The sequence below is a fragment of the uncultured Vibrio sp. genome, from assembly GCF_947488985.1.
Classification (GTDB): domain Bacteria; phylum Pseudomonadota; class Gammaproteobacteria; order Enterobacterales; family Vibrionaceae; genus Vibrio.
In genome coordinates this window covers 1-10,084 of record NZ_CANLBV010000114.1, presented here as the reverse complement: position 1 = coordinate 10,084, position 10,084 = coordinate 1, and the positions used below count along the sequence as shown (strand labels likewise).

Here is a 10,084-nt window from a genome sequence, read left to right as displayed (position 1 = left end):
TCGCAGGCTCTTTGGCATCTCGAATTAATGATAACTTTCAAGTTCTCAAGCCTGCATCTTCAAGTTGAACGAGTATAGTTTATTTATAAATCAACGGCTCGTAATCTTGTAAATTAACGGTTAGCTGGTAAATTAATGGTTAGCTTGAGCATGTATTCAGTTCCCATTCACAACGTACAATCCAAGAAAGCTGGATTTTGCTGACTGAGCCACAACCTAAAGTGGGTAATTCGACGCCTAATAGTGCATATTTACCTAAATGAATATTTACAACATACCCCCTCAATTCGAAAAATTTAAGCCAAATATTGAAAACGATGGCGGCGATTGAGCGGATTAGCAAAATAAATGTTTTAATAACAATCTAAGACCCGCGCCAACCCCGTTATTCATCAAGCAACCAATACGCTAAGGCAATGATATGCAAAAAGATGTCTCTTCTACGCACAACTCAAACCAGCGATCGACTCAAAATAGGCCTGAAGTGAAGTTGGATAAAAAAACCGACCAAAAACCTGAGAAGAAAAGTCTCAGTATTTTGTTGGAACTCAGCAAATTTATTCAACCATATAAAGGGCGCGTTGTTGCAGCATTGATTGCGTTGATCTTTACCGCGAGTTTAACCCTGTCGGTTGGGCACGGTATTCGTCTTCTGATTGACCAAGGGTTTAGCCAACAATCACTATCCGACTTAGGCAGCGCGATTCAGTTCATCATGGTCGTGGTGATATTGATCTCGGTGGGGACCTTTTTCCGATTTTATCTGGTGTCGTCGGTTGGCGAGCGGGTCAGTGCGGACATTCGACTTTCCGTTTTCAATCACGTTGTCACGCTGCATCCAAGTTATTTCGAAACCAATGGCAGCGGTGACATCATGTCACGCATCACCACAGACACCACCTTACTTCAAAGCATCATTGGCTCGTCGTTCTCCATGGCGATGCGCAGTGCACTAATGTGTATTGGCGCAATCATCATGCTATTCGCAACCAACATCAAACTGACGCTGATCGTCTTAGCTTCGGTGCCGTTTATCCTGATCCCGATCCTTGTGTACGGGCGTCGTGTAAGAGCGCTATCTCGTCAAAGCCAAGATTCGATGTCTGATGTGGGTTCTTACGCTGGTGAAGCAATAGAGCACATTAAGACCGTGCAAAGTTATAGCCGAGAAGAACAAGAAAAAGCCTCATTTGCAGTTGAAGTGGAAAAAGCGTTTGAGATTGGCCGTCAGCGTGTAAAACAGCGCGCGATTTTGATCTCTGGCGTGATCGTAATTGTATTCACTGCCATCGCGGGCATGCTTTGGGTTGGCGGCAGTGATGTCATAAACGGCACCATGTCGGCGGGTGATTTAGCAGCATTTGTGTTCTATGCAATCATGGTGGCTTCATCGTTAGGCACAATTTCCGAAGTGATGGGCGAACTGCAACGCGCAGCGGGTGCGACCGAGCGATTAATCGAGATCCTACAAGTTGAAAGCCATATTGTTGCGCCAGTTGAGAATCCAACTTCGCTTGCTAAAGTAACGCCAGAAGTTGCATTTAATGATGTGACCTTCTGTTACCCATCAAGGCCCGATCAACCCGCTACGCGCAACCTCACGCTAACCGCGCATGAAGGCAAAGTATTGGCACTGGTTGGCCCATCCGGTGCAGGTAAAACTACCCTGTTCGAACTGCTGCAACGTTTCTACGACCCGCAGATGGGCACGGTAACGTTAGGCGGTGTTGAGCTAAATCAGTTTGATCCGAATGAACTAAGAAGCCAGATGGCATTGGTGCCACAACAACCGGCATTATTCAGTAATGATGTATTACACAATATTCGCTACGGCAACCCGCAGGCAACAGACGAGCAAGTTATCGAGGCAGCTAAGAAAGGACACGCGCACGGGTTTATTCAAAACCTACCAGATGGCTACAACAGCTTCCTTGGTGAGCGTGGTGTAAGGCTTTCCGGCGGACAGAGACAACGTATTGCGATTGCTCGCGCCATCCTAAAAGACCCGAATATTCTATTATTGGATGAAGCGACCAGCGCACTAGACAGCGAAAGTGAGCATCACGTACAACAAGCGTTAGAAGAATTAATGCGTGGCAGAACAACGATCATTATTGCCCATCGATTGTCGACCATTAAGCACGCTGACCAGATCGCAGTGCTCGATAAAGGGCAGCTGGTAGACATCGGCAACCACCAGTCGCTCATCGATAGCTGCAAACTGTACCAACGTTTGGTTGAGCTGCAATTCAAACACCTAAACAGTTAAACCTGTAAGTTGCTAATAATTTATTGGGTAGTCATCAAGCAAAGAACAAACTAAGTCACTGACATAAGTAGAGTTCAAGCTTCAAAAACTCACACAGACCGTTGCAGTTTTGTTAATTTGGCGGTAGGGTTTTATTCCAACAACAACTTATCCCGTTGAAGGATAAGCAGATAACGTTAATTACCCAAATTACACTAAGAGAGTTCGCATGGAAGTACTATTATCTGACTACCCAGTAGTAACAGAAATCCCCGTCGCTTGGGGAGAAATGGACGCACTCAACCACGTCAACAACGCTGTGTATTTTCGTTATTTCGAAACCGCTCGATTAGATTTTTTCAAGCATGTCGAGCTGATGGAAGAGATGGCGAACACTAAGGTTGGTCCTGTTCTTGGCGACACTTATTGTAAATATTTCAGACCCGTGACCTACCCTGACACCTTGCAAATCGGCTCTCGGGTGACTGAAATCCAAGATGACCGATTCACAATGGAATACGCCATTTTCAGTAAGGCGCAGAAAAAGCTGACGACTGTCGGCACGGCCACTATCGTGATGTTTGATTTTGCGTCGAATCAAAAAGCGCTGCTCTCCCTACGCTTAACCAGCGAAATTGAAAGAATGAACACACTAAAAAGTGCTTGTTTTAAGCAAGAGTCTGTCTTGGAATAGTGTGTTTCTGATTGACCATCACTTAGATGTAAAAAGACCACTCGACTGTGACATACAGTAAAGTGGTCTTCGATTTTTTTGTTTATTGGTTTATTGGTTTATTGGTTTATTGGTTTAACTATAGATGCCGCTCAAACGTTTACAAACAAACACTCTAGAGCTTCAGGCTAATAGATTTGAATCCCATCAACCTTGCATCTTAAACCCATAAGCCTTGAGCCCTATAAACTTTGATCCCTATAAACCTTGGACATACTGAGCATTGGTACGAACTTCAACCAGTTGCTCTAGACTTTGCTGTGAACCTTCTACGCCGTTAATTAAGCCTTCGAAGTGCTTGATAAGCGCCACTTTGTCTTTCACTTCTTTAGAGCCTGCGCCGATGTTGGTCAGATCAATGAAGAACTCGTCGAACAAGCCAGAGAAATCGGTGACGGCATCATGGTTTAAGAACTGCTCGTGGTTGTAAATGCTCGGGTAGCCCCCCTTCTGCTTATCAACCGCAAACGAGATGCCTTTCACGTTAGTGATGGTGGTTGCCTTCTCACACTTCAGCATACAGCCCGCGTCAATACGGGGCTTGTTACAACCCACGGTTCTTTGGAAGAAACACTGACGACTGGTCATCATCAAGATCGGGTGGTAGATGCTGTAGAACAATTTGAAGTTCTCTGGGCGGCGGATATTACGGATCTGAGCTTTGTTGATCTCGTTCGAAATGAAGGCACCAGCACAGTTAAGCTCTTCTTTGAGCGTAACCAGTGCATGAGAGTTCGTGGTGTTCATGAATGGGCCGGCTACCCATTCGATGCCCATCTCGTAAGCCTTGTAAGCAATACCCGTGTTGTTGGTCACGATGCGTGCTGGCTTGATCTCCTCAAGAATCCGTACCGCTTCATCGTAGTCTTTACCGATCAATACAGCTGGGAACCAAGGGATCAAACGTGGGTTTTCCGCCAAGATATCAATGTACTTGTTACAACGTTTCTTAAAGCTTTCCGGAAGTTTGAAATAAACATCGGTGTCGGTAACGTCACACAGATGTAAGTCTTCAAGGTCTGCAATCAGCATCGACATGGTCGGTTTTTCATTCACTTTAGGGTGCTGAGGCAGTGCCGGCACTTCAACGTGCTTAATCACTTCTACCGAACCATTCAAAATGAAGTCGATCTCATCTTTAAGGCCTGATACTTCTTTCAATGGAATCACAAGACCGGCGTCAACTTCGCTGAAGTCATGGCTTTCTAGTGTATGAACCGCACTCTTCACGTTCTTGAACCGCTTCTCAAGTAGCTCTTGAGTGATCGCCTTCTCTTCAACCGCCACAAGTAGTGATTTAGATTGAAGGGTGAAGTTCTCTTTTGATGTGTTCACAGTCACCGTAAATGGCTGACCTTCTTTCGCACTGAAAGACAGAGCAACTGGCGTTTTACGAATATCAAGAAACTCGATCTTATCGCGCATTTCACTGCCGAGGACATTTTTCGCTTCATAAAGATCGCTAGCCACCTCTTGAACCTGTACAACGGAGATTTCATTGTTCTGCTGCTTCGCTTTCTCAACCGCGTAGTTCATGCTGTTATCGCGAGGGTTATCAATGAACATGTCTTTCGTTAGGTTGCCCTTTAGGAAAGAGTTGGTGAAATCACGGTTGAACACCTTGCGCAGGTTGGAATCGTCTTCGATAAGCAAGCCACTCTCTACAAAGCTATCAATTTGTTTGCGCCATGTATCAACCACTGTGTATACGTAGTGTGCGCCCTTGATACGACCTTCTACTTTTAGCGAATCGACTTTCGCGTCAACCAATTCCGGTAAATCGTAATAAGCAGAGTTATCTTTTAGGTTCAATGGGAACTTATTGCCTGCGTTGGTGATCTCGTATTCATCTCGACACGCTTGGCTACAACGGCCACGGTTACCTGAGTTACCAACACTGACTGAGCTTGAATAACATTGACCAGAGAATGCGATACACAAAGCACCGTGTACGAACACTTCGGTGAGTACATCGTGATCGTGTGCCACTTCAGTCAGCATCTTAATTTCAGGCAGGTTCAACTCACGAGACAAGTTGACGCGCGTTGCGCCAACCTTCGACAAGAACTTGATCTGGCCTTCGTTGTGCGTAGTTAACTGCGTTGATGCGTGCACATCGAGCGATGGGAAGTGTTTCTTCACGAGATTAAACAGACCAAGATCTTGCACTATGATGCCATCTACCTTGGTGTTCACCAGTTGGTTCAGCAGTTTGGTGATGCTCTTGATTTCGTGCTCTAGCAGCACAACATTCAGCGTCAGGAAGATTTCACAACCGTATTCATGAGCAAGGCGAATCACACCATTCAACTCATCTAACGACAGGTTAGAGGCTCGATTACGAGCGTTGAAGGTGTCTAAACCACAATAAACTGCATTAGCGCCGGCTACGATGGCGGCTTTTATCGCTTCTACATCGCCACCTGGGGCCAATAACTCAATTTTTCTGCTCATTTTTGAAGTCGCTCACTTACTTATCATTTTCAAGCCGCGTATTCTAACGACATCACGATCTCTTTACCACCTCACAACACTTTTCAAACTCAATGGCCTAACGCATGCTGAATGAATCTGAGTTACCTGTCCTTTATTCTCTGCGCCGTTGCCCTTATGCAATGCGCGCACGCATAGGCATCACCCTATCACAGCAATCCGTCTTAATTCGAGAGATCGTCACCAAAGACAAGCCTAGCGAACTATTAGCCTGTTCACCAAAAGGGACGGTTCCAGTCTTAATATTAGCCGATGGGCGCATTATTGAGCAGAGTTTGGATATTATGAACTGGGCACTGGAGCAAAACGATCCTCAAGATTTTCTGCGTTCAACTGATCCGACGCTCAATAAAAAAATCCACCAGCTGATTAGAACCCACGATGAAGAGTTTATTAGCCAGTTAGAAAAGTACCGTGCGTCTGTTCGCTACCGAAATGTCGATATTGAACAACGTCGACAAGCCTGCGAAGCCTTCATCAGTCAGTTAGAAGCGTTACTCACTGACCAAGCCTACTTGTTTGGAGACACACCAAGCTTGGCGGATTTTGCGGTGATGCCTTTTGTCAGCCAGTTTGTTCGAGTCGAAAAGAAGTGGTTTGTGCAAGCCGATTATCAGAATGTCGGTCGTTGGTTAAGGGCTCATCTTGAAAGTAAGCTCTATGGACAAGTGATGAAACAATACCCGTTGTGGAATGACACCAAGAAAGATTGCATTTTTGGGTAATAGGTTGCTCCAAAACCAACAAGATTGATCACTTTTCAAGAAAAACCAAACTGCCCTTGATCACATCACTACTTTATCAATTGTAATATATGCGTATAATCCCCGCTCCATCGCGCTATCTCGATTAAAAATAGCGCCATTCACTATTTTTAATGAGTACCCAATGTCGAAACTATTTTTTAAAGGTCGTATTGAGACAAGACAAAACCATGTTCTTGCTGGCTACAACGTAAACCGCGATGTGAAAGCGGGTACTGAAGAATCGCCAATCGCAGTCATAGTGCAAACTGAAGCGCGCAAAGCAGAAGTTGAAGCGCTAGCCGCCGAGAATGCGATTTTCGTGAACGTTACCGTAGACTCAGATAAAGAAGAAAATACCCTTGAGCTTGATACGCTCCTCAACAAGCCAAAAACAATGACGTTTGAAAAGACGCCGAACCGCAACGATCCATGCTCTTGTGGTAGCGGTAAGAAATACAAGAAGTGTTGTGCATAAGACTTTTCACCCAAGCTGCCAATGACTTACGTCGCGATGAAATGATTTGAATTGCAGAATTGAAAGCTGACCGATAGCCAATATCGGTCAGCTTTTTTATACCAAGAGTAAAATGGTAGCAATAAAGCGAGCAGAATAATAAAAACCAAAATCACCAAACTTGGCAAAATTAGAGGTACAGCACAGCTCTAAGTTGCACTAAGACAGCTAAGTCATATAGATCAAATGACCATCGATGAAAACTATTCCGATTTCGCGACTGCCGCTTCTGATAGCTTACTGAGTACCGCTGAAATTTTCTCAATCACCTCATCACAGCCGTTGATCGCATGACGCTCCATTAAATAATTAGGATCGTTGTAAGATAACCAAACGGTACTATTCGCGTCTTCAGTGACCAGCACTTTCTGCGGCAAATCAATCGCGACATCTTGGGTACATTGCATTAATTGCGTTCCCACTTTCGGGTTACCAAAAAGGATCACTTCGGTTGATCTAAGCTCAAGACCGACCTGACTGGCATTTTTCTGATGATCGATTCTCGCAAACAGGGTCAAACCTTTGCTTTTCGCTATATCTTCAAATCGATCGGCCGTTTCCTGCACTGAATAATGACTTTGGTATTTAATTAACCCATCCGAAGCCGCAATGGAAAACGATGCCGACAGTAAAACAGCGCATAGTGATGGTAATATTCTCATTGTTACCTCTCAGATTTAGCCTAATCCACACACATTTATCTCGCCACCTCAACGCCGTGGCGTGACCCATATCAGTATAGACATGTTTCTCTGTTCGGCTTATCGAGCGCAACTTCGCACTAAGGTTTGTGCGGCGCAAGAGTCGTCAAGCTTGGATATTTAGCGACTGCTGGAAAACGAGAATCAAGAGGTCGACGACTCAACCCAAATGAATCACCACCACTTCCTTCAAATACCTCTGTTTGAGTCTTTTACGATAAACGACGACCCGTATTCAAGAAGTGGACCCAGTCCTGTCGACCCTGCTTTTGAGCCGCCGTGACTGCGCTTTGAACATCATATTCTACCTTATGAAAAGCGATGTCCCATTGCCCTTCCGCTATTTTATGTAGCGTGGTGTAAGAGGCTTTTGAGGAATAATTCTGCATCGAGTGAATATTGGGCTCATCATCGGTGTATGCCTGTAAGCCGACACTGCCGGGATTGATAACTAGCTGCCCAGTCGATAATTCAACACACTTTGGCATATGAGTATGACCACACAAAATGATAGGAGCAGATACACCATTTAAGAGTTCAATAATAGCCTCATTGCTGCGAACGACGGGCTCTCCTGAGCTTATATCTTCTAACAAGTACACCAGATCGTCAGTGGGCGTCCCGTGACAGGCATAGATATCAGGTGTGATTTGCAAATCAAAGGGTAATTGTCTCATCCAATCTAATGGCTGCTGCCCCAAGTCATCCAAAATAAATTGCATGGTTGGGTTCGATTCTATTTCCGCTTTCGTCGCCTCATAAATCTGACGATCTTGATTGCCCGATATCGTTATTGCATTCAAAGCCTGTAAGTAATCATACGTCTGTTTAGGGGCGATGGGACCATAGAGAATATCCCCTAAGTTAATCAATGCCGTTACGCCCTTGGATTTGGCATCTTTTACGACCGCCTCAAGCGCATAAACATTACTATGAATGTCTGACAATATTGCGAATTTTTCCACTTTATCTCCTTGTGATTCAAGCCACTATAACACTTGCTAGCGACTCACTTTTCGACCTATTCTTATTTGTTCGTCAACTGAAAGAGCCGACCTCTGCTTGGGTCAAATAACGCCACTGACCTTCTTCAACATCTAAACACACGTTACCAATCTGTTCACGGTGCAGCGCGACCACGCGATTTCCGACGGCAGCAAACATGCGTTTCACTTGATGAAATTTACCTTCAGTAATGGTCAATAACACTTGTTTGCTGGATAGGATTTTAAGTTCTGCCGGGCGCGTTGGGGTTGGCTCACCTTGTAGCTGAACACCTGCTTTGAACTTGTCGGCAACATCGTCTTTAACATCTCGTGACAATGTCACGCGATACACTTTCTTACACGACTTATTTGGCTGCGTGATATTAAAAGACCAGCGCCCATCATCGGTGATCAGCACTAGGCCTGTGGTATCGGCATCCAAGCGCCCAGCGATGTGCAGCTCTGATGATTTCGCTATCTCAATAAGGTTAAACAGCGAAGGATAAAACTCATCGATATTCGAGCAGATGGTTCCCGCTGGCTTGTGCATTAATAGGTAGCGAAATTCACGCAGCTTAAGTCGATCGCCATTCAATAAGATGCTGTTGCTTTCATGAACCTGAGTAGATTCATCCCTCACTGTCTCACTGTTTACCATCACCACGCCATTATGGATGCGTTCAACCGCTTCATGCTTGGTTAGGTCAGTGCTTTTACATAAGTATTTATCAAGGCGCATTAATCGTCGGCACCACATCGAGCACAAGGCTTGTAGGTTCTTTCACCTTGCTCGATAACCACATAGTCACCGACGCACTTGTCACACAAAGCCAGTTTTGGGTAGGCCTCTTTCTGCTTCTTTGCATTGATGTTGCCTTCGGTGGTGTATAGGGTTCTCATATCGACGCCTTTGCTTAAATAACGTGAAAGGCGGAAATTGTATCACTGTTTATCGCCTTATTTACAGTGGGGTTACATAGATAAATAGATATTACCGACTTCCCTATTCGTCGTACCTAAGATGATTAGAGACTGAGCGATAAGCAACAAAGTCAACGTACCACGCCCATCAATGGTAAAATACTAAAAGCTTACCAACAGACGAAGTCAATAATGAAAGATTGTAATCAATGCGGAAAATGCTGTATCAAATACGGAGATGGCGATCTTGCCGCGACGCAGGAAGAGATTGATTTGTGGGAGTTGTTCAACCCCGATATCTTTGAATACGTTCAAGGCAGCGAAATCTGGTTTGACCCAGAAACTGGCAAACGCCTCACTCGATGCCCATTTCTGGAACTGGTTCCGACCACAGATATGAGCGCTCAAGCCAAGTACACCTGTAGTATCTATTTAGACCGCCCAGAAGATTGCCGACACTACCCGAGTCTGATAAATGAGATGGTAAGAGATGAATGCGAGATGATTGAAGCCGTGGATTTGCAAGACACGAAAAAAGCTCAAAGGAAACTCGACCTATTGATGAAAGACAGCCGCCCTTCAAGCTATTCGTAATTGATGATATTTAAAGGATCCATTCTGCGTTCGCGATTAGCTGTAGCCGTTCGCTATTAACTATTAACTATTAACTAGGGCGTGTTGATCTTTCGTGAGTGTTTTTTGAATAGCATGGTAAAGAGTTATAATTTGCTTTGCCAAAAGT

Annotated in this window: 10 protein-coding genes; 5 read left to right on the top strand and 5 right to left on the bottom strand. The window is 44.8% G+C overall.

The features are described from left to right. Window positions 1-421 precede the first annotated feature (421 nt). Together Q1A70_RS17515 and Q1A70_RS17510 are read left to right on the top strand one after the other, a co-directional pair. Complete coding sequence (locus Q1A70_RS17515; RefSeq protein ID WP_299694599.1) at window positions 422-2,269, top strand: ABC transporter ATP-binding protein/permease; 1,848 nt, start codon at window positions 422-424, stop codon at window positions 2,267-2,269. A 208-nt stretch (window positions 2,270-2,477) separates the two neighbouring features. After that, complete coding sequence (locus tag Q1A70_RS17510; protein ID WP_299694602.1) at window positions 2,478-2,942, top strand: acyl-CoA thioesterase; 465 nt, start codon at window positions 2,478-2,480, stop codon at window positions 2,940-2,942. A gap of 237 nt (window positions 2,943-3,179) precedes the next feature. On the opposite strand, the gene Q1A70_RS17505 is transcribed toward Q1A70_RS17510, so the two are convergent. Next, window positions 3,180-5,435 carry a peptidase U32 family protein gene (locus Q1A70_RS17505; RefSeq protein WP_299694605.1) on the bottom strand — a complete coding sequence of 752 codons (2,256 nt, stop codon included), beginning with the start codon at window positions 5,433-5,435 and terminating at the stop codon, window positions 3,180-3,182. A gap of 173 nt (window positions 5,436-5,608) precedes the next feature. Between Q1A70_RS17505 and Q1A70_RS17500 the strand changes: the two genes are divergently transcribed. Next, on the top strand, window positions 5,609-6,199 hold the full coding sequence (locus Q1A70_RS17500) for a glutathione S-transferase (RefSeq protein ID WP_299694628.1): 591 nt from the start codon (window positions 5,609-5,611) through the stop codon (window positions 6,197-6,199). 163 nt (window positions 6,200-6,362) lie between these two features. Next, entirely contained in the window at window positions 6,363-6,695 is a 333-nt protein-coding gene (locus tag Q1A70_RS17495) for a PBPRA1643 family SWIM/SEC-C metal-binding motif protein (RefSeq protein ID WP_299694608.1), read from the top strand. 242 nt (window positions 6,696-6,937) lie between these two features. On the opposite strand, the gene Q1A70_RS17490 is transcribed toward Q1A70_RS17495, so the two are convergent. From Q1A70_RS17490 to Q1A70_RS17475, 4 genes are all read right to left on the bottom strand, one after another. Then, entirely contained in the window at window positions 6,938-7,396 is a 459-nt protein-coding gene (locus Q1A70_RS17490) for a DUF302 domain-containing protein (protein WP_299694613.1), read from the bottom strand. Window positions 7,397-7,647: 251 nt separating this feature from the next. Then, window positions 7,648-8,400: a metallophosphoesterase family protein gene (locus Q1A70_RS17485; RefSeq protein ID WP_299694616.1), complete on the bottom strand. Its 753-nt coding sequence runs from the start codon at window positions 8,398-8,400 to the stop codon at window positions 7,648-7,650. A 73-nt stretch (window positions 8,401-8,473) separates the two neighbouring features. Beyond that, window positions 8,474-9,187, bottom strand: a complete 714-nt coding sequence (locus Q1A70_RS17480) for a pseudouridine synthase (RefSeq protein ID WP_299694619.1) — start codon at window positions 9,185-9,187, stop codon at window positions 8,474-8,476. Next, window positions 9,160-9,321 (bottom strand): hypothetical protein, encoded by a 162-nt coding sequence (locus tag Q1A70_RS17475; protein ID WP_299694622.1) that lies wholly within the window; start codon window positions 9,319-9,321, stop codon window positions 9,160-9,162. The genes Q1A70_RS17480 and Q1A70_RS17475 overlap by 28 nt, the downstream gene beginning before the upstream one ends. Window positions 9,322-9,534: 213 nt before the next feature. Between Q1A70_RS17475 and Q1A70_RS17470 the strand changes: the two genes are divergently transcribed. Continuing rightward, complete coding sequence (locus Q1A70_RS17470) at window positions 9,535-9,936, top strand: YkgJ family cysteine cluster protein (protein ID WP_299694625.1); 402 nt, start codon at window positions 9,535-9,537, stop codon at window positions 9,934-9,936. Window positions 9,937-10,084: the final 148 nt, after the last annotated feature.

Coding starts and splice junctions, on each gene's coding strand:
- Q1A70_RS17515 (WP_299694599.1), top strand. CDS start 422: ATGCAAAAAGATGTCTCTTCTACGCACAACTCAAACCAGCGATCGACT.
- Q1A70_RS17510 (WP_299694602.1), top strand. CDS start 2,478: ATGGAAGTACTATTATCTGACTACCCAGTAGTAACAGAAATCCCCGTC.
- Q1A70_RS17505 (WP_299694605.1), bottom strand. CDS start 5,435: ATGAGCAGAAAAATTGAGTTATTGGCCCCAGGTGGCGATGTAGAAGCG.
- Q1A70_RS17495 (WP_299694608.1), top strand. CDS start 6,363: ATGTCGAAACTATTTTTTAAAGGTCGTATTGAGACAAGACAAAACCAT.
- Q1A70_RS17490 (WP_299694613.1), bottom strand. CDS start 7,396: ATGAGAATATTACCATCACTATGCGCTGTTTTACTGTCGGCATCGTTT.
- Q1A70_RS17475 (WP_299694622.1), bottom strand. CDS start 9,321: ATGAGAACCCTATACACCACCGAAGGCAACATCAATGCAAAGAAGCAG.
- Q1A70_RS17470 (WP_299694625.1), top strand. CDS start 9,535: ATGAAAGATTGTAATCAATGCGGAAAATGCTGTATCAAATACGGAGAT.